This is a genomic window from Propionimicrobium sp. BV2F7 (genome assembly GCF_000510445.1).
Classification (GTDB): domain Bacteria; phylum Actinomycetota; class Actinomycetes; order Propionibacteriales; family Propionibacteriaceae; genus Propionimicrobium; species Propionimicrobium lymphophilum.
Genome location: NZ_AZIS01000003.1, coordinates 403,099 through 423,114, shown reverse-complemented (window position 1 = coordinate 423,114; position 20,016 = coordinate 403,099). Strand labels below are relative to the sequence as shown.

Below are 20,016 nucleotides of genomic sequence, written 5' to 3'. Positions count from 1 at the left end.
TTGCCTCCAACTAGGAATAATTTCTCTCGGTTGCATAGTTTCGTCAGCAGGCGTTTCTCGAATAATTGGTTATCGAGAAATAGATGACAAAATAGACAATATGACCGATAAGAACTTTTCGCGGCCAGGAGCCGTTGATTTATCAAATATTGCTGGGGCCACCCCCGAAGCCGAGGGATCCAGCTATGCGATGAACGTCACAGAGGCGGAGTTTGAATGGGCGGCCGGCGAGTCAGTTCGGTATCCGGTCATAATGATCTTTCATTCTCCACGAGACACCGCGGGCTCTGGGGTAGTTAACGTTCTAACTAAGCTGGCAAATGAGGCTGCAGGTAAATGGCTTCTCGCAAAAGTAGACGTTGACAAGTACCCGCAAATTGCCCAGGCGATGCGAATCCAAGCTGTTCCGACCGTCGTAGCGCTGCTAGGTGGTCAGGCGATGCCGCTCTTCCAGGGCACCCGGGACGAGAAGGATATAGCTGCTTTAATGAAGCAGGTCGAGCAGGCGGCAGTTGCAAGCGGAATTACGGGAAGGGCCAAGCCAGCTGCAGGACAGCAGACTGATGATGAGCCTCAGACCGATCCTCGATTCAAAGCCGCCGATGAGGCGCTTGCGAAGGGTGATTACGAGGCAGCCCTAAAAGAATTCGACAAGCTGATCGAGGCAAATCCAAGGGACGCCGAAGCGAAAGCCGGTAAGGCCCAAACTGGCCTGCTAGCCAGAACCGCCGATGTGGACCCGGAGTGTATCGAGAAGGCTGATGCTGACCCCCAGGATATTGGTTTGGCCTTCGTCGCTGCCGATGTCGAATTGGCAACGGGGCAGGCCGGCAAAGCTTTCGATCGCCTGCTTGGCCTGATCAAAACCAATTATGGCGATGATCGGGAGAAGATCCGTGTACGGTTGCTCGAGTTGTTTGAGACTTTGCCGCCAAATAACGAGGATCTTAAGAAGGCCCGTCGAGAGTTGAGCTTGGCTCTCTTCTAGCTTTCGACGTCAAAGTCTCGGGTAACGGGATTCCACTCTGTGATCGAGTAGTACTCCATGACGCCTTCTGTCTGCATGGGATCTTTCCCGATCATTTCCTCGCAATCCTTTTCATCGGAAGCTTTGAAGATAAGCAGGGCGCTGGCAGCCGCGTCGATAAGCGGGCCACCGCCTAGCAGCTTTCCCTGATCTCGTAGGCTCGCAAGGTATTTCCTGTGAGCGGGACGCGTCGCGGCCACGTCTGCATCGCTGCGGTAGGTGTACTCAACTGCGTAATATTTCATGCACATAAAAATACCCTCTACCTGCCGGTATAGACACATAAAAAGGAGAGCGCCCCTTCTGGGACCCTCTCCTTAACGATTAGTTTCTTGAATTATTAGTTAGAATTTAGTTCAGCCTCCGGAGTATTAGCTCTTGTGAGACGCCCTTGAACTGCATCGATGATCAATCCGATGATCAATGCGACGAGCGTGAAGGGAGCCCATTCCATGTGCTGTGGTCCGCCCGGAAGCGAATTGAGGAAATGGCCGAGTCCCTCGAAAACAGGGAGATTCGTAGTCCACAAGGCATCAAAGAAAGCGATGAACGCAGCGGTCCAAGCCGACAAGCGGTAGGTCCAGTGGAACGACCCTGGAATTAACCAGTCGATCACAGCAAGGACGATCAAGCAGATGGCTGCCGGATAAATGAACTGGTTTAACGGCGCCACGATTTTCAGAATCATGGTTAAGCCCAGGTTGGAGAGCACAAGGGCAATTGCGATGTGGATGATGAGCATCGTCTTCCTTGGAACCTTCGGGTACATCGTCTTGAAGTAGGAGGTGGAAGCTCCGATTAGGCCCACTGCCGTTGTAAGGCAAGCAAAGAACGCGATGATGCCGAAGATTATCTGGCCACTGCGTCCAAACATCAGCGAAGCCGCATAGGCCAATCCGGATGCACCATTGTCGAACTCTTTGCCGGTAATCCTAGTGCCGATTGCGGTCAGGCCTAGGTAAACGATAGCCAGGCAAACACCTGCGATGATGCCCGATATGGCAGTAGCGCGGAACAGCTTCTTTTTAGTGTCGAATCCGTTACGGCGAAGCGAAGTGATAATCACGATTCCGAACACGAGAGCGGCAAGCGCGTCCATCGTGAAATATCCTTGCAGCAAGCCAGTCAGCATTGGCGAATCGACGTAGGTTGGGTCCGGTTCGAGAGGTGCCGAAGCGAGTCTGAGAACGCAATTGATGATCAGGATTATGAGGAAGACAAGCAAGATGGGTGTCAACCAAGCTCCGATGTTTTCAACTACTCGATTTTCGTTAAACGTTAGCCAGAAGCAAAGACCAAAGAAAATTACGCTGTAGATGAGGAGGCCAAGCTGCTGGTGATCGCCTATCAGTGGTGCGATCCCGATCTCGAAGCTAACCGCAGCCACACGCGGAACCGCATATAAGACGCCTGTCGAAAGAAAAATCGCGATCAACAAAATTTTGCCCGGAATCCGACCAATACGATCGGCGATGCCCCCGACTTTGTCTGGCTCCCTAGCCGAGCCAATAATACCGAAGACAGGAAGTAGCACACCTGTCAGTAGAAAACCGGCGATGGCTGGCAATACGTTCGTGCCTGATTGGTAGCCAATCATTACCGGGAAAATTAAATTGCCTGCTCCGAAAAACATGGCAAATAACGCAAGGCCAGTAACGGCGATTACGTAAGGTTTTGAATTTCGCATTAAAACTTCCTCATCAGATAGCCCTATTGGCCGTATCCCATGGGTTCTATCAGAAAAAAAGTCCTTCAGAATCGAAGGTTCTAACCCTGAGACGACATATAAAACAGCAAAGTTAAAGCGGCCCGCTGTTCGGCAGGCCGCTTTAACTAAACGATCTAGCCTTCGTACTTGAGCAACACAGCGCCAAGCGGAGGAACAGTGATATTAGTATGAGCCCAGTCGCCTTCATTATCGCCGGCAACCGCTTCAATGGGATCGAGGTTCAGATATTCATTCAGGCCATCGAATTTCTCGGAATCAGTATTCAAAATTTCCACCCACTTACCCGAATAAGGCATCCAAATTGGGTAGCCAACGTAAGGATTAGGGGAGAAATTGATGATGCACGCGATGTGCTGGCCATCTGAACTGTGACGCAGATAGCTAATCATGTTTCGCTGATTGTCATCAGCATTGATCCAAGTGAAACCTTCTGGCTGTGAATCGAGCTCATACAGAGCTGGGTTTTCCGCCTGAAGATGGTTCAAAGTCCGAATAAGTTGTCGGTTGCCGTTGTGTCCCCAAAGACCGTCAACCCACCATTCGAGACTGTCTGATTCGTTCCACTCAGATCGCTGAGCGAACTCTTGGCCCATGAATAGCAACTGCTTACCTGGGAAGCTCCACATGTAGGTGTAGAAAGCCTTAAGCGTGGCGAACTTCTGCCAGTCGTCGTTCGGAATCTTGTTGATCATCGAACCTTTGCCGTGCACGACTTCGTCGTGGCTGATGGGCAGGATGAAGTTCTCCGAATATTGGTAGACCATAGCGAAGGTAAGGTCGTTGTGGTGCCATTGACGATAGATAGGATCTTCGTTCAAGTAGCGCAGGGTGTCATTCATCCAGCCCATATTCCACTTGAAACCGAAACCTAAGCCGCCCCAATCAACGGGCTTGGTGACTCCGTCGAAGCTGGTGGATTCCTCAGCAATCATGACTACGCCTGGCTCGCGTTCATAAAGATGCTTGTTTACGTAGCGAAGCAGATCGATAGCCTCGAGGTTCTCACGTCCGCCGTGAATATTTGGTACCCATTCGCCTTCTGGTCTGGAGTAGTCCAGGTAAAGCATGGATGCAACTGCGTCTACTCGCAAAGCATCCGCATGGAACTCTTGGACCCAATAGAGAGCATTCGAAACTAGGAAAGACTTGACCTCGTTGCGGCCGTAGTTGAATACGTACGTGCCCCAATCCAGCTGTTCGCCTTGGCGAGGATCGGAGTGCTCGTAGAGAGCGGTGCCATCGAAGCGGCCAAGAGCCCAGTCATCTTTGGGGAAATGCCCTGGAACCCAATCGATGATTACGCCGATTCCTGCCTCATGAAGCTTTTCAATCAGATAACGGAAGTCGTCCGGGTTGCCGAGTCTGGAGTCCGGAGCATAGTAGCCGGTTACCTGATAACCCCAGCTAGGAGTGAAGGGGTGGCTCATCGGAGGCATCAATTCAACATGAGTGAAGCCCTGCCACTTAACGTACTCAGGCAACTGATGGGCTAGTTCGCGGTACGAAAGGCTTTTGCGCCAACTGCCAAGATGCAACTCGTAAACAGACATCTGAGACTTGTAGATGTCTGTTCCGGCGCGCTTCTCAAGCCATTCGTCTTCAGCAGATCCCCACTTGTAGTTACTTTCCCAAACGATGGATGCGTTGCTTGGGGGAGTCTGTGCGAACCGCGCGTACGGGTCTACCTTCTCCTGCCAAGTGCCATCTGCGTGTTGGATTTTGTACTTGTAAAGCGTGCCCTCGAGAACGTTTTCCTTCCACAAACCCCAAACGCCGGAACCAGGGATCAGTTCCATGTCGTCACCCTGCCACCAGTTAAAGTCGCCCATAACCTGAACGCGCTTGGCGTTCGGAGCCCAGACCGCAAAACGCGTGCCGCGAAGCTCACCACGTTCGTCGTCGTGGACCGTGACGACGTGAGAACCAAGCCTACGCCAGGCTTCTGTGTCGCCACCGCTGTGGAATCCTTCAAGATCCCAGCCTGTCAGGTTGCCAAACTTGTCATGCATTGGCGTGTCCTTCCAATTAGTGAATAGTCCGCTGCACGACCAGGATGTGAGCGGGGTTTGCAGGGTCGAGAGCCACGAAATTCTTCCGTCCCCAAACGAAGTTTCGGCCGCTGAGCTCATCGTGCACGCCGATTAGCTCGTAGTTTCCTAGTGGTAACGCCCTATCCGGAATTGATACTTCTCCGGAAACTGCTTCGTTTTCGTTAAGGCTGACTACAACGATTATCTCGCTGTCGCCGTCCTTCTTGATGAATGCGAAGATGTCATCGTTATTCGTTTCAAGCAGTTCGACTTGCCGCAGCTGCTGAAGAGCAGGATGTTTCCTGCGGATCTCGTTCAATTGGAGCATCAACCCATTTAGATTCGGCTCAGCCTCGTAATCCCTCGGGCGGTATTCGTATTTCTCGGAGTGGTCGTAGACCTCCATCTCCGGGCGGTACGGCTTGTGTTCGAAGAGTTCGTAACCGGAGTAAACGCCCCAAGACGGGGACATCGTCGCAGCTAGAATCATGCGAAGCGCGAAAGCTGCTGGCTTTCCAGAACGTACCTGCCATGGGTTGATGTCCGGTGTGTTCACGAACATGTTAGGCCGCATGAAGTCGGCCGTCTCATGTGCGACCTCCATCAAGTAGGAGCCGAGTTCCTTCTTGGAAGTGCGCCAGGTGAAGTATGTGTAGCTCTGCTGGAAACCGACCTTGCCAAGATTGCCCATCACTACTGGGCGGCTGAAAGCTTCCGCTAGGAATACAATCTCGGGATTCTTCTTGTTGACCTCTGCGATCAGCTTTTCCCAGAAAAGAAGAGGCTTGGTGTGCGGGTTATCGACGCGAAATATCGTCACGCCGTGGTCGATCCAGAATCGGACTAGCCGTAATACTTCCTTGAAGATCCCTTCGGGATCATTGTCAAAGTTGATCGGATAGATATCCTGATATTTCTTGGGTGGGTTTTCTGCGTATGCGATAGTGCCATCGGGACGGATGGTGAACCACTCCGGGTGTTCTTTAACCCATGGGTGGTCCGGAGAGCATTGCAAGGCGAAGTCTAGTGCGACCTCAAGGCCAAGAGACTTTGCTTTATCGGTGAACGAATCGAAATCCTCGATGGTTCCCAAATCAGGGTGAATAGCGTCGTGCCCGCCTGCAGGAGAGCCGATTGCCCAAGGCGAACCGGGATCTTCTTCAGTGGCATCTAGAGAGTTGTTAGGGCCCTTCTTGAAAGTGGACCCAACCGGATGAATCGGGGTGATATAAGCGACATCGAACTTCAGTTCTGCGATGCGCTCGAGCATTTTTTCAGATTCTTTCAGAGTCCCCGAGTGCCATTTACAGGACTCGTCCTGGTAGGCGCCCTGCGAACGAGGGAAAAACTCGTACCAGCTTCCGTACAGCGCCCTCTTGCGCTCGACACGAATCGGGAACTTCTGTGTTGGCGTTGCAAACTGGCGAGGAGCGTAGAGACTCATCGCCTCGTCGATCTCTTTGCCATCAACCAAGCGGGCAAGTTCTTTGTGATCGTTTTCAGGCTTTAACTTTGCCGCTACCTCGGCGATAAGCTGCGCTGCTTTATCGTCGCCGGCACTCTTAGCGTTCTTTATGGCTGGCTTAAAAAGTTCTTGACCCTCCAAACACACCAGCTCGACATCCTGGTCGATCGGAAGTTTGATTTCCGCATTGTGGTGCCAGGTGTGCCAGGCGTCGCCGTAGCCCTCGATGTAAAAATTCCATTCGCCCATTTCATCTAGGCGAACCCAAGCCTCGAAAATGTCTAGTCCTTCAGGCCATACCTGGGGGAGTGGCTGGCGGATCTGCTTTCCGCTTGGTGCGATGAGGATCACATCAGCGGCGACCTCATCGTGTCCTTCTCGAATGATACGAGCCCTAATGGGGATAGCTTCGTTAACTGTCGCCTTAGAGGGGTAAGCGCCGTGCTCAATAACGGGCTCTACCTGACCAACTGGAATACGGCCGAATCCAATGTTTTTGTTCACGTAACAAACGGTATCCGAGAGTTGAACCTAAAGTGAACAATTGCCAGTGTTAGCTGGATGAAATTATTCTTGTAGCGCTTAGAAAGCGCCGATTTAGGCGCATTGTTGCTTGTCGTCTACAGAAACTTTCATATAAACGACAGTCCTTGCAGGCATAACGAAAATCTCACCTGAAGAGAACTCTTTCTCGGCGAACTCTTCATCCAATCCTGTGTGCAGTTCGATACTGAATTTTTTCCCCCACGAATCGTCCGGAAGAGTTACTTCGAGTGGTTCAGTGCCATTGTAATACCAAATCAGTTCGGCATTATCAGCATCGGACATGTACATGCCGAGAATCTTGCGGCTCTTGTCGTGCCAGTCGTCCATGTTCATCTCGGTCCCTGATTCAGTTAGCCAAGCCAACTCGTATCTACCAAGACCTCGTCCTTCGCTGTCTTTGATTTCGTCGTGACCAAGGAACCTTTGGTTACGGATTAAACCAGAATCAGCTCGGATTTGAGCTAGCTTAGCCATCAGATCACGAATGTGCGCCCACTCTGGGTCGCTTTCCCAATTGACCCATCCGATAGGTGAATCTTGGCAATACGCATTGTTGTTGCCCATCTGCGTACGTCCGAATTCGTCGCCAGCGGTAACCATTGGAACGCCTCGAGAGAGCATTAGCGTGGCGAGCATATTACGGACTTGGCGAGTGCGAAGCTCGTTGATTTCTGGAATGTCTGTTTCGCCCTCGACCCCATAGTTGCACGAACGGTTGTCGTTGGAACCGTCATGATTCTTCTCGCCGTTGCGCTTATTGTGCTTGTTGTTGTAAGTCGTCAGATCGCGCATCGTGAAGCCATCGTGGGCCGTCACGAAGTTGATCGAGGAGCTCGAAGGTCTACCGTTTTGGTTGAAAATATCGGATGATCCGGAAAGCCTGGTGGCAAGCTGTCCGACGCCGTTGTTATAGCCCCGCCAATAATCGCGGATCTGCGAACGGTATTGATCATTCCACTCGCTCCAGCGGCTTCCCCAAGCTCCAATCTGGTAACCGTCAGGGCCGACGTCCCACGGCTCTGCGATCATTTTTATATCACTCAGGATCGGATCCGAATCGATGATTTGCTTGAATGGGTGGGCTAAGTCCACATTGTGGTGCTTGTCTCGGATCAGTTCCGGAGCAAGATCGAATCTAAAACCGTCAACGCCCATTTCCTGGACCCAATAGCGCATCGAGGAAATGATCAGCTCTAATACGTCATCGTGCGAAGTGTTGATCGAATTTCCGCACCCCGTGACGTCGTAGTCGCTGCGAAGATCAGGGGTGAGCCGGTAGTAGCCCTGATGATCGATCCCGCGATAGCAAAGTGCTGGACCGTCGATGCCGCCCTCGCCAGTGTGGTTGTAGACAACGTCGATAATCACTTCGATGTCAGCGTCGTGAAGAGCTGAGACCATTGCTTTGAATTCGCTGACCTGCTCGCCGAGAGAGCCAACAGAGCAGTACCCGGAGTGCGGCGCGAAAAAGCCGATTGGGTTGTAGCCCCAGTAGTTGACTAAACCGCGTCGAATCAGGAACGGCTCGCTGATGAAATGGTGGACGGGAAGTAGCTCAACTGCTGTTACCCCGATGCTCTTTAAGTAGTCGGTCACGGCGGGGTAGGCGAGCCCTGCGTAGCTACCTCGTAAATGCTCTGGAACGGCAGGGTGTAGCTTTGTAAATCCCTTGACATGTAATTCGTAAATTACTGAATCGCTGAGAGCCTTTCGGTTTTTGATCGGCCTAGCCGGCTTTGTGGGTTCGACCACTACAGATAGAGGCACGTAAGCAGCCGAATCTTTTACGTCGGGTACGTAATAAGACTCTTTAGCGTGATCGAAAATTGGTCCTGAATAATCGATCCCTGCAGTGATGGCCTTAGCCAACGGATCTAAAAGTAGCTTATGGGGGTTAGATCTCATTCCCTTGTCGGGGGCCCATTGCCCATGGACTTTGAAACCGTATCGTTGTTTAGCTTTAACTCCAGGTATGAAGATATTCCAGCTTCCGTCGCTGGGCTGCATTTCGAAAATGCGCTGGCTGCCGTCTTCATCGACTAGCGCCAGTTCCACTTTTTCAGCACGCGGAGCCCACAACCCGAAAGAGCAGCCATCGTCAGTCAGGTTTGCTCCCAGGCTGGTGTCGCGCTCTGCAGTTGAAAACGGGAACATAAAACTCCTGGTTAGTGACGCTTAGAGCGTTGGTGCTGAATAGTAGTAAAACGTTTGCTTCGGGGGTTAGAAAAGCAAAAATTTTAAAATCAAACAAGCTATTTTAACCATTAACTAGGGCTAAAACATATTGTGAAAGCAACAGGTCCGAGGAAACCCTAAAAGGAGGGAATATTCATAGATGGACGGCGCTTTTCTTGATCACGCCGCAAGTTCACCCCTTAGGCCGGTAGCGCTTGAGGCAATGGTCGGATGTGCGGGTTTGAGCAATCCTGCTTCGCTTCATCGAAAAGGTCGGCTAGCAAGGGCAAGTCTTGAAGACGCCAGGGAAAAGATTGCTAATTTGTTCGGTGCTAAGCCAGACGAGGTTATCTTCACCTCTGGAGGAAGCGAATCAGACACCATCGCAGTTCTTGGCGCATCAGCGATGCAGGAGACTAGTCGCCCCGAGCTTGTAATAAGCCCTATTGAGCATCAGGCGGTAGAAAAATCTTCGGAAGTGCTGGGCGCTAGGTTGCGGAAGGCACGAGTCAATTCCGAAGGCGTCGTGGATCTCGAATCTTTGCAGCTGAACGAAAAGACTGGTCTTGTCAGCGTGATGTGGGCGAACAACGAGGTCGGGTCGATACAGCCAATCGACCAGATTGTCGCTTCTGCGAAAGAGGCCGGATCTTTAGTCCATTGTGACGCGGTTCAAGCGGCAGGACACTTTCCCATTGACTTCGATAAGAGCGGTATCGATTTATTAAGTATTTCAGCCCACAAAATGGGCGGTCCTGTGGGCATTGGAGCTTTAATTATCAAGCGTGGTCTGAATCTACCACCGTGGGGACTAGGCGGAAGACAAGAAGGCGGCATTCGTTCTGGTACTCAACCAGTCGCACTGGCCAACGGTTTTGCGGCGGCAGCATCAGAAGCAGTAAATGCCATCGACGGAGAATTTGAAAGGATCTCCAACCTCAGGAATCAGATTATCGAAAAGGTCAACTCCACACCAGGAACTCGCGATAATGGAGACGGCTCTAATCCGTACGTAATCAATATTGGTGTTGACGGAGCCTCTGCCGATGACCTCCTCTTTTTATTCGACCAACGTGGAATCTGCATCTCCACTGGTTCGGCATGCCGAGCTGGCGTACACGGGCCCAGCGAGGTGCTATTAGCAATGGGACAGAACGCCCAGGAGGCGAGTCAAGCTATCCGTATCAGCATGGGGTGGTCCACTACAGAAGAAGAAGTGCGTTTCTTCGTAGCCGCGTTTCGGGAAGTGGTGGAAACCGCAAGATCAGTGCAGTGGTGATTTAACTCGTAGTGCATACACTGGCATGGTGCGAGTTTTATCTGCGATGTCCGGAGGCGTCGATTCCGCTGTTGCAACTGCGAGGCTGATAGATGCTGGCCACGAAGTCACCGGCGTGCATCTAGCTCTGTCAAGAACGGCCCTTGCCCAGCAAATTGGCGCCAGAGGATGCTGTTCTCTTGCTGACTCTAATGATGCGCGCAGAGTGGCAGATAAATTGGGCATTCCCTTTTACGTTTGGGACTTTTCCGAAAGGTTCGCAGACGAAGTAATTACTGACTTCCTGGACGAGTACTCCCAGGGCAGGACCCCAAATCCTTGCCTTAGGTGCAATGAGAAGATCAAATTTGCGGCGTTACTGGAACGGGGAAGAGCTCTAGGTTTTGATGCTGTGGCAACTGGTCACTACGCCCAAGTTAAAAAGGTGAACGACCATTACGAGCTTTGGCGTGCGGCAGATTCGGCAAAAGATCAGTCGTACGTGTTGGGTGTTCTAGACCAAGACCAGCTCGCGCATTCGCTCTTTCCGCTGGGTGGATCGGTAAAGAGTGATGTTAGAGCCGAGGCAGCAGAGCTTGGATTTTCTGTTGCAAATAAGCCAGACTCGGTTGATATCTGCTTTATTCCTACGGGCGATACCGCTGGCTTTTTAACAGAAAAACTCGGCCCAAAACCCGGCGAAATAGTAGATACAGCAGGCAACACAATCGGTCATCATGATGGAGCATATAGGTTCACGATTGGTCAGCGTAAAGGTCTGAATCTTGGTGTCCCTGCTCCGGATGGTAAGCCTCGTTATGTAGTTGGTATCGATCCGAACCAGTCCAAGGTCGTCGTCGGCAGCAGGGCTGAGCTAGGCGTGAGGTGCTTTGAGGGCATCAGGCCGAAGTGGACGCAGGGCCCTGTACACGAAGCTTGGCACGGTCTGGTGCAGGTTCGAGCTCACGGCCGACCAGTCGAAGCGCAAATCGATTTCGATGGGGAAAACGTCATCGTCAAGTTGGACGAAGATCTGACCGCCTTGGCGCCAGGTCAATACGCCGTTCTCTACGATGGCGACCGAGTCGTCGGTAGCACCATCGTCGCTAACACCAACTCCGTCGCAGAGGTTTAATAAAAATGAAGGGTTTTAGCGACTTAAATATAAACGGGAACACCCCCGTCAGAGTCCAGCCTGAAAGCGATGAGTGGGGGCCAAAACGTGTCCCGTCGGTTAGTCAGAAGAAACGGGCCAGGGCTCTAGTTTTTGTTGCGACGATTATCTCGGCGACCGCTGTCGGCCTCGCGATGAAATTTTTCTTCGACATCCTCATGCTTGGTTGACCACTAAAACCATGCGCTTAGCGCTCCTGCAAGCAGAAAAGCCTCTATGAGGTTTCTCGCGATGTACCCCAGCGTCATCATGCTGGAAAAAATAACAGCGTTTGCTTTAGTCGCACCCGCAATCAGGGTGGTCGGATAGTTAGGTGGGATGCTGAGAGCTCCAGAACAGAAAATGACCACGGGCCCCAGCTTCTTGTGAGTGATTAACGACTCAGCTTTGGCTACTAGCCAGAGCCACCTTTTTCGCCATTTGCCTGGTCCGCTCGGCTTGGAAGGTACATTCCTTTTTCTGAGCCAGGGGATCTTTTTGCCTTGCCTAACTAATTGAAACAGAACGGCCTTTCCGATGCCTTGTCCCAGACCGAGACCTATCCCCAAAGGAAAAGGATCTATTAGGTCAGTGGCCAAGGTCGCAGCAATGAATGTTTCCGCGTTAAAAACGGGGATCATGGATGCGAGGAGCCCGAACGCGAACGCACTAAAAAACTGCGCTGCTAGAAGATGCATTCGAACTTCCGTTCTGCCATGAGCCGAGCAAATTATTTTCTTTGTCTGGCACCGCCGGACTTTTCCAGGGTCGCTTTCTGATACAGATGTTATCTTTGCTTAGGTCTAGGATTAACAAGGTTGATGCATTTATAGATAAGGAGTCTTGCGGTGGCGCTAACCGTTCAGGACGTAGCTCGACTGGCCGATCTTGCCAGAATCGAGTTAACCGATGATGAGCTAGAGCGTTTCGTACCTCAGCTCGACGTGATTCTTGAATCAGTTGCCAGCGTCTCGGACGTGGCTGATAGGGACATCGTTCCGACGTCCCATCCAATCAAAATGGAGAATGTCTTCCGCGACGATGTAGTTAAGCAAAGCTGGTCTCCGGAAAGCATGTTGGCAGGAGCCCCTGCTGTCGAAGATGGCCAATTCGAGGTGCCAAGGATCTTGGGTGAGGGAGCCTGATGAGCGAACTAATTAGGCAAAGCGCTGCCGAACTAGTCAAGAAGCTTGAGTCCGAAGAGGTCTCTAGCGAGGAACTTACCAAGCAGAGCCTGGCGCAGATGGATGCGGTCGAAGATAAGGTTCACGCCTTTCTATCTGTAGACCAGGAAAGGGCGCTTGAGCAGGCAAGACAAATAGACGCTAGGCGGAAGTCAGGGGAGAAGCTTTCCCCGCTAGCTGGAATCCCTGTGGCCGTTAAGGACCTCTTCTGCTACCAGGGAATGCCTACCACTGCTGCTTCTAAGATCCTCGATGGGTGGGTGCCCCCGTACGACTCAACCGTAGTCAAGCGTTTGCTAGACGCCGGAATGGTGATTTTGGGCAAGACCAACTTGGACGAATTTGCGATGGGTAGCTCGACCGAGACGTCCGCTTTTGGTCCCACCCATAATCCGTGGGATTTGGAAAGAATACCCGGCGGCTCTGGTGGCGGTTCTGCTGCCGCTGTTGCTGCTTATGAAGCCCCGCTTGCTGTGGGCACAGATACGGGCGGTTCTATCCGCTCCCCAGCATCGGTCACCGGCACGGTTGGCATGAAGCCAACATATGGTTCGGTGTCTCGCTACGGCGTGATTGCGATGGCTTCTTCTCTGGATCAGCCTGGCCCCTGTTCTAGAACTGTCGAAGACGCTGCTTTGCTTCATTCAGTGATGGCAGGGCACGACCCCATGGACTCGACTTCTATCAATAAACCGGTTCCGGACGTTGTTTCTGCTGCCCGCAAGAAGGACATTAAAGGTCTGAAGATTGGAGTGGTTAAGGAACTTGACGGGGAAGGCTACGAGGCGGGCGTTAAGACCCGTTTCTCTGAGGCGGTAGATGTCCTAACTGATTTAGGTGCAGAGGTCGTCGAGATCAGCTGCCCGAGTTTCAAATACGCACTCGCTGCCTACTACCTGATCATGCCTGCTGAAGTCTCCAGCAACATGGCTCGATACGACGGCATACGTTACGGCCTACGCGTGAGCGAATCTGGTATGAACGTAGAGCAAACTATGCGCGAGACGCGCGCCAAGGGGCTTGGCGAAGAAGTTAAGCGTCGTGTCATCATCGGTACGTACGCTTTGTCCAGTGGCTACTACGATGCCTATTACGGGTCTGCCCAGAAGGTGCGAACACTTATTAAGCAGGACTTCGAGGCTGCTTTTCAGAAATGCGATGTGTTGATTTCTCCGACAACGCCGTTTACTGCATTCAAGATCGGCGAGAAGATCGACGATCCGATGAGTATGTATCTTTCTGATCTCTGCACCATTCCTGCCAACTTGGCGGGCTTGCCTGCTGGTTCGATTCCCGTCGGATTGTCGCCTGATAACGGCATGCCCGTAGGCCTGCAGGTAATCGCGCCTGCGTTGCGCGATGAACTCTGCTATCAGGTCGGTGGCGCACTAGAAGCCGCCCTCGTGGATCGCTGGGGTGGACTTCTTCTTTCGCAAGCTCCAGAGCTGACAGATAAGCAGGTGATCGCATGATCGACGAACTGATGGATTTTGATGAGGCGATGGAGCGTTTCGACCCCGTTTTGGGCCTTGAGGTGCACGTTGAGCTATCGACAAAGACAAAAATGTGGTGTGGCTGCGTAAACGGTCCCGGTGAGCCGAATACTCATACGTGTCCCGTGTGCCTAGGTCTGCCTGGTTCGCTTCCGGTTGTGAACGGTAAAGCAGTCGAATCCGCAATTCGGATCGGACTTTCCCTGAACTGTGAGATTGCCGAGTGGTGTCGTTTCGCGCGAAAGAACTACTTCTACCCGGATATGTCGAAGGACTATCAGGTCAGCCAGTATGACGAGCCGATCTGCTATGAGGGGCATGTAGAGATTGAACTTGGCGGCGAGACCTACCAGATTCCCGTTGAGCGAGCTCACATGGAAGAAGACGCGGGCAAGCTAACGCACGTTGGTGGAACCGGCAGAATCCAGGGCTCTCAGTACTCTTTAGTTGATTACAACCGAGCAGGTGTTCCTCTGGTAGAAATCGTCACCAAGCCGATCTACGGCACCGGGGCGAAGGCTCCCGAAGTTGCTGCGGCGTATATGGAGTTCCTGCGCGATCAGATGCGTGCACTGGGTGTATCGGATGCTCGCATGGAGCGTGGCAATCTTCGCTGCGATGCTAACGTCTCGCTGATGCCTAAGGGCTCTACTGAGCTTGGTACGCGAACCGAGACAAAGAACGTGAACTCTCTTCGCTCTGTAGAGGCAGCATTGCGCTACGAAATTTGTCGTCAGGCTGCAGTTCTTGCTGGTGGCGGCAAGGTCAAGCAGGAGACTCGAATGTGGAACGAAGAGGGCTACACAACTGCTGGTCGTTCTAAAGAGCATGCTGAGGATTATCGCTACTTCCCGGAACCTGACCTGGTTCCGGTTGCTGCAAGTCGCGAATGGGTAGAGAAACTTAGAAGCGAGCTGCCAGAACCTCCGGCTAAGCGTAGGGCAAGGCTTCAGTCCGAGTACGGGTTCACCGATTTAGAGATGCGTGACGTTTTAGCCATCGAGGGTGCGCTCGACTTAATTGAAGAGACTGTAGATGCAGGTGCCGATCCGGCTTCTTCGCGAAAGTGGTGGGTCTCTGAACTAGCTAGGCGAGCAAATGAGGCGGGACGCCCGCTCGATGAAGTTGGCATGAACCCGACTCAAGTGGCTGAGCTCCAAAAGCTAGTTGATGAAGGAACACTTACAGATAAGCTGGCTCGTCAAGTTATTGATGGGGTAGTGGCCGGGGAAGGTGATCCTTCAGAAGTCGTAAAGGCTAGAGGCCTTGCAGTAGTTAGCGATGACGGGGCTTTGAGCGCTGCCGTCGACGAGGCTATCGCAGCTAACCCCGAAACCGCTGAGGCAATCAGGGGTGGTCGCGTCAAGGCCGCGGGTGCTCTAATCGGTGCAGTGATGAAAGCTATGAGGGGCCAGGCAGATGCCGGCAAGGTTCGAGAGTTGATATTAAATAAGCTCAGCTGATAGGAGATTTACTTTAAGGGGCTGCCTCCAGGCAAAGTTGCCAAGAATTTTATGGAACTTGTCTGCCGCGCAGCCCTTTTTGACGCTCTATGAAGCCAAATTTTTTCGGGGTAGCTCTTTTCGAGAACTGAGCGTAAAATACCTGGTCAGAGCTCTTATGGCAGATCTAATATTTTTAGACAACAACTCCAAGGGGTTAAAAAAGGGGTTAAAGAAATTTCCCCTAGGGTCAAAATAGTTAACCCTATCCAGTTTATAAATCCTGTATATAATAATAGATGTTCAGCAGGTGCTTCCTCTGAAATCCCCCCCCCAACACCCCCACATCCGGTCTCCATCGGAAGAGCAATCTTCCAAAGAGAGCGGAAACAGAGAAAGACCGATAGTGAAGTTCAGAATAGCTATTGCTGCATGGTGCGCGGCAATGATGATGCTGACGGCAGGTAACGCGATTGCTTCGCCGGCCGCGTCAGAGCCTGATGCCTCATCAACTTCGTCACCCAGCACAGGGCCCATTTCGACTGATCCAGAGGAACCCGTAGAGGCCTCTGAAAGTGGCGACGGCATGTCCGCTTCTGAAACTAGCAATATCAATTCCGAGTTGCAGGTTGCTGAAGAAACAGAGCCTCCAGCTCTCAAAAGCGGGGTTGAAAGGTCTGTCGCAGGTTTATACGCTGCGTCGCCTGCAGCGTCGGCATCTGGAGCTGGCCACAAAATGAACCCTTGTGGGGATGGTTTTTACTCCATGAGCAGCGGCGCTGGTGAAATTAATTTGATTAAAACATCAGGCGGGTATGAGCATATCGGTAGAGTTCAATGGCTGAACGATAAGAATGGTGGTCCGTTACCTGGTGAAAAGAAATTCGGCTATGACGCGCTAGCTATTGCAGCAGACGGGTCGATGTGGCATATCGAGATTGATGGTCTTACCACTCCCGGTGCGAATCCTCCGACCGTTATTCGGCACGGCATGTTAAGTGACTCTACTAAGGATGGTTACCAAACCATAAAACAGTACAGACTCACTAACCCCAGCATGCCGATCAAGGGTGGCACCATGACTCCCGATGGTAAATACATTATGGTTGGCGACGCGGGCACTGCAGCAAATGCTTTCAGCGGTACAGGATCTTTGCTTCGGCTCTTTTTATTCGATCCAGCCACTGAAAATTTATCCATGCTCGGAGATATCGCGGATAAAAACCTCAGCACTTCGAAATTTTCCGATCTAGCTTTCGATAAGCAGGGGAATCTTTACCTGCTTTCCGCGGCGGCCGAGGGGCGTAAGCACAGCGATGGCGTTAATTTGCCTCCTAAGAAAACGCTAGTTCATATATTCAGAATCAACGCGCAGGATCTCCAGTCAGCCCAGAAAAAAGCTGTAGTTAAGAAGCTGGTCGAAGGCAAAAACGCAACTAACGACTTAAAAGCTCAAAACCTTAAGCTTCAAGAACTCAAATCCACTCAGCTGCGAGATATCGTTTTGAATACCCCCAGTTTCGAAATTGGTGGGCTCGCTTTTGGCGGTAACGGCGAGTTCTACCTGGGCGGTTTATATTCAGGACAGAATGTTGCTGCTGAAAGGCCAATTTCTAGCGTCTACCAGGTAAATATTTCTTCCGGCGAATTTATGAACGGCGGGAAACCTATATTTCAAGCACCTCGTGCCGCAAATAAGCCAGACGGTAGACCGGATTACAACGGTAAGTGGGCTGACCAACAAATAGTGGACCTCGAGGGGTGTCCCGCAAATATCCCGACGATTACGGTAAATAAGAACATTGTTGAAAGGGTTCACTCTTCAGATCAATTCGAGGTCACTGTTAGGGAGAAAATTCCAACCCAATCAATTTTAGGTGGGACTGGTCAGTCTACTGTCGTCACTACCGGTAGCGGGACTGGTCCACAGCCGAATTCTTTAGCATTACTCCGCCAGACCGGAAGCCCTTACATTCTTGAAGAACGCATGGCTGACGGTTCCAAATCAAAGCTAGATGACTATAAATCTAATTGGTCATGCGTAAGCGAAGACGGCGTAAGTATTCCAGTTAAAGCATCTAGCTTGAACAGTGGAGTTCTTCAGACGGAGGTCACTCCTGCAGTCGGTGGCATGGTTACCTGTACGGTGACCAACTCTCCTAAGACCACGTCGGTTAGCGTTCTTAAATACGACGGATATTGGTTTGAAGACGATAAATACAAAGAAGAGATTGTTCCTGGCGCTAAATTTAACATTTGCCAAGATCAGAACGCGAATGGAAAATGTGATTCTACCGAGCCCTTACTCGGTGAAAAGGTTTCAACAAACGAGGCAATAACTTGGAATAACCTTTTTGTTGGTAAGAAATATGTCTTATATGAGGTTGAGGCTCCTCAGGGGTACATTCGGGCAGCTAATTTAGCTTTCGATGCGACAAGTGGGGAACTCATAAAAATCGTTCCCAACAAGCGCATGACCGGCACAGTTACTTGGCAGAAAAAGGCTGCGGGGAGCGAGAAGCTTCTTAAAGGATCGGTCTGGACGCTAAGTTCCGGAGACCAGAAAGTAGCGGATATCTCAGACTGTGTCGAGAAAGATGCCGCCAAATGTGGGTCGGGTCGCTGGGCTGACAAAGATCCAGAGGCAGGAAAGTTCAAGATTGAGGGTCTCCAGTGGGCTGATTACAAGCTGTCAGAAAAATCTGCTCCGCTTGGCTACGTAATAACGGACAAAATTTATGAATTCGGCTTTAACAAAGACAACGTCTCAGTTCCGATGGATCTCGGTGCGATAGAGAACGAAATGCGAGAAGGCCCGATCATGCCGATGGCTGGTGGCTGGGCCGAACAATTCTTCCGGATTGCCGGAATAACAGTTTTAGCAGGTGCAGCGGCTGCTTGCTGCGTGCTTGCTGTAAGGCGACGAAAGTCGGGTGTCAAAGCGGGTTAACTGTCGCCCCCTCCTTTGCAAAAACAGCAAAACCAAACTGACACCAAAGTTGCAACTATTGAAGGGAATCAAAATGCAGCTAAAGAAAAGAATGCGGGCCGTAGTGGCCGTGTTCGCCGCATCGATGATCGGGGCCATGGGTCTTGGTTTCGGCGCCAGCGCGAACGCAGCAACGGGCAACCCGGATCTAACCAAAAAGGGTTCGATAACCGTTCACAAGTACGAGAACCCTGCCTGGGGCAAAACAGCAGATGGCCGAGAAATCACCGATAAACCGGCTAACGCTGGCAAAGCTCTTGATGGCGTCGAGTTCAAGATCCAGCCTGTTAACGGCCTTGATCTGAACAAGGCTGAGGACTGGGCTTACATCAAGGACTTGGCTTACAACAATGGAAATGTAACCTCTGGCTCCAAGAACTTCACTCTTGGGACTGAGAAGAGCCAAAAAACTGACAACAAAGGTGTAACTAAGTTTGATGATCTCGCTGCCGGCGTATACCTGGTAACCGAGGGCAACACCGGAACGCACAACGTAACCAAGAAGGCTCAGCCGTTCTTCGTTTCCATTCCGCTACCTACCGATAATGAATGGCTTTACGACGTTCACGCCTACCCGAAGAACACCGTTTCCGATAAGGGTAAGAAAATTCTTGACGATTCTAAGGCCTTCAAGGTCGGCGATAACACCGATTGGAACATCAGCTACACTGTGCCTGCAATCGGGGCTAAGGAAACTTACACTAAGCTCGGCATTGATGACTCGCTGAATGCTTACCTGAAGTACGTCTCTGCAGAGGTAACCCTCGGAGATGAGAAGCTCGTAGAAAACACCGATTACACTGTCACGGTTTCTAACAACACTAAAGCTGATAACGACACTTCACTTACCCAGAAGGTTGAGCTGCGTTTGAACGAGACTGGTCTTGCTAAAGTTGCTGCAAAGAAGGTTCTTAACGTAAAGCTGACCACCAAGATCACTGGCTTGCCTGCTGATGGCGCCATCAAAAACTCGTTCTTGCCGATTGTTAATGATTTGACCCCGACGCCGGGCGTTACCCCTGGTGATGAACCTACGCCGACTCCTGGTGACCGTCCCGTAAAGGTTGGCGACCTATGGCTCCAGAAGAAGGATGGCGCAAACAAGCAGGCTCTTGAAGGCGCCGAGTTCACGGTTTATGGCAGCACCGATTGCTCCGGAGATGCTATCGACACCAAGGCCTCCGATTCCACCGGTAAGGTCTACTTCGAGGGCCTCGTGCTCGGCAAGAAGCCAAACACCGAGCCCGCTGAGTCGAATACCGAAAAGGTTTTCTCTATCAAGGAAACTAAGGCTCCTGCCGGCTACGTACTCAATACTGAGTGCAAGACGGTGACAGTCAAGGCTGGTAAGGCCGCTGAGGCTCAGCTCAGCATCGACAACACCAAGCAGACCGGCCCTAACCTGCCGCTTACCGGCGGAACTGGCCAGATGCTGCTGACCCTGGGTGGCGTCGCGGTTCTCGCGGCTGCTGGTGGTCTGACCGTCAAGCAGGTTCGTCGTAGCCGTCAGTCCGCCTAATTGGTG

General features: G+C 51.7%; 14 protein-coding genes. 8 read left to right on the top strand and 6 right to left on the bottom strand.

What is annotated here, in order from left to right:
- The first annotated feature begins 100 nt into the window (after window positions 1-100).
- On the top strand, window positions 101-988 hold the full coding sequence (locus HMPREF1255_RS02935; RefSeq protein WP_024110690.1) for a tetratricopeptide repeat protein: 888 nt from the start codon (window positions 101-103) through the stop codon (window positions 986-988).
- On the opposite strand, the gene HMPREF1255_RS02930 is transcribed toward HMPREF1255_RS02935, so the two are convergent.
- From HMPREF1255_RS02930 to glgX, 5 genes are all read right to left on the bottom strand, one after another.
- Window positions 985-1,278: a YciI family protein gene (locus HMPREF1255_RS02930; protein ID WP_197016962.1), complete on the bottom strand. Its 294-nt coding sequence runs from the start codon at window positions 1,276-1,278 to the stop codon at window positions 985-987. The genes HMPREF1255_RS02935 and HMPREF1255_RS02930 overlap by 4 nt on opposite strands.
- A gap of 89 nt (window positions 1,279-1,367) precedes the next feature.
- Window positions 1,368-2,714, bottom strand: coding sequence for a branched-chain amino acid transport system II carrier protein (brnQ, locus tag HMPREF1255_RS02925; protein ID WP_024110699.1), 1,347 nt, complete (start codon window positions 2,712-2,714; stop codon window positions 1,368-1,370).
- Between the two features lie 155 nt (window positions 2,715-2,869).
- Entirely contained in the window at window positions 2,870-4,765 is a 1,896-nt protein-coding gene (gene glgB, locus HMPREF1255_RS02920; protein ID WP_024110663.1) for a 1,4-alpha-glucan branching protein GlgB, read from the bottom strand.
- Window positions 4,766-4,781: 16 nt separating this feature from the next.
- The gene (locus HMPREF1255_RS02915; RefSeq protein ID WP_024110585.1) at window positions 4,782-6,755 is read right to left on the bottom strand and encodes a maltotransferase domain-containing protein; all 1,974 of its coding nucleotides are present in this window, start codon (window positions 6,753-6,755) and stop codon (window positions 4,782-4,784) included.
- Between the two features lie 93 nt (window positions 6,756-6,848).
- Entirely contained in the window at window positions 6,849-8,951 is a 2,103-nt protein-coding gene (glgX, locus tag HMPREF1255_RS02910; protein WP_024110715.1) for a glycogen debranching protein GlgX, read from the bottom strand.
- Between the two features lie 181 nt (window positions 8,952-9,132).
- Here glgX and HMPREF1255_RS02905 point away from each other — a divergent pair, with 181 nt between their 5' ends.
- Together HMPREF1255_RS02905 and mnmA are read left to right on the top strand one after the other, a co-directional pair.
- Complete coding sequence (locus HMPREF1255_RS02905) at window positions 9,133-10,251, top strand: cysteine desulfurase family protein (protein WP_024110803.1); 1,119 nt, start codon at window positions 9,133-9,135, stop codon at window positions 10,249-10,251.
- 25 nt (window positions 10,252-10,276) lie between these two features.
- A complete protein-coding gene (gene mnmA / locus HMPREF1255_RS02900) occupies window positions 10,277-11,365 on the top strand; it encodes a tRNA 2-thiouridine(34) synthase MnmA (protein ID WP_024110759.1) in 1,089 nt (362 codons plus the stop codon).
- Between the two features lie 212 nt (window positions 11,366-11,577).
- On the opposite strand, the gene HMPREF1255_RS02890 is transcribed toward mnmA, so the two are convergent.
- Entirely contained in the window at window positions 11,578-12,081 is a 504-nt protein-coding gene (locus tag HMPREF1255_RS02890; protein ID WP_016455922.1) for a hypothetical protein, read from the bottom strand.
- A 150-nt stretch (window positions 12,082-12,231) separates the two neighbouring features.
- Here HMPREF1255_RS02890 and gatC point away from each other — a divergent pair, with 150 nt between their 5' ends.
- From gatC to HMPREF1255_RS02865, 5 genes are all read left to right on the top strand, one after another.
- Window positions 12,232-12,528 (top strand): Asp-tRNA(Asn)/Glu-tRNA(Gln) amidotransferase subunit GatC, encoded by a 297-nt coding sequence (gene gatC, locus HMPREF1255_RS02885; RefSeq protein ID WP_016455923.1) that lies wholly within the window; start codon window positions 12,232-12,234, stop codon window positions 12,526-12,528.
- Entirely contained in the window at window positions 12,528-14,039 is a 1,512-nt protein-coding gene (gatA, locus tag HMPREF1255_RS02880; RefSeq protein ID WP_024110725.1) for an Asp-tRNA(Asn)/Glu-tRNA(Gln) amidotransferase subunit GatA, read from the top strand. The genes gatC and gatA overlap by 1 nt, the downstream gene beginning before the upstream one ends.
- Window positions 14,036-15,523, top strand: coding sequence for an Asp-tRNA(Asn)/Glu-tRNA(Gln) amidotransferase subunit GatB (gatB, locus tag HMPREF1255_RS02875; RefSeq protein WP_024110845.1), 1,488 nt, complete (start codon window positions 14,036-14,038; stop codon window positions 15,521-15,523). Before gatA ends, gatB begins: the two co-directional genes overlap by 4 nt.
- A gap of 385 nt (window positions 15,524-15,908) precedes the next feature.
- The gene (locus tag HMPREF1255_RS02870) at window positions 15,909-18,452 is read left to right on the top strand and encodes a collagen binding domain-containing protein (RefSeq protein WP_024110920.1); all 2,544 of its coding nucleotides are present in this window, start codon (window positions 15,909-15,911) and stop codon (window positions 18,450-18,452) included.
- Window positions 18,453-18,525: 73 nt separating this feature from the next.
- Window positions 18,526-20,010, top strand: coding sequence for a SpaH/EbpB family LPXTG-anchored major pilin (locus HMPREF1255_RS02865; RefSeq protein WP_024110983.1), 1,485 nt, complete (start codon window positions 18,526-18,528; stop codon window positions 20,008-20,010).
- The last annotated feature ends 6 nt before the right edge of the window (window positions 20,011-20,016 follow it).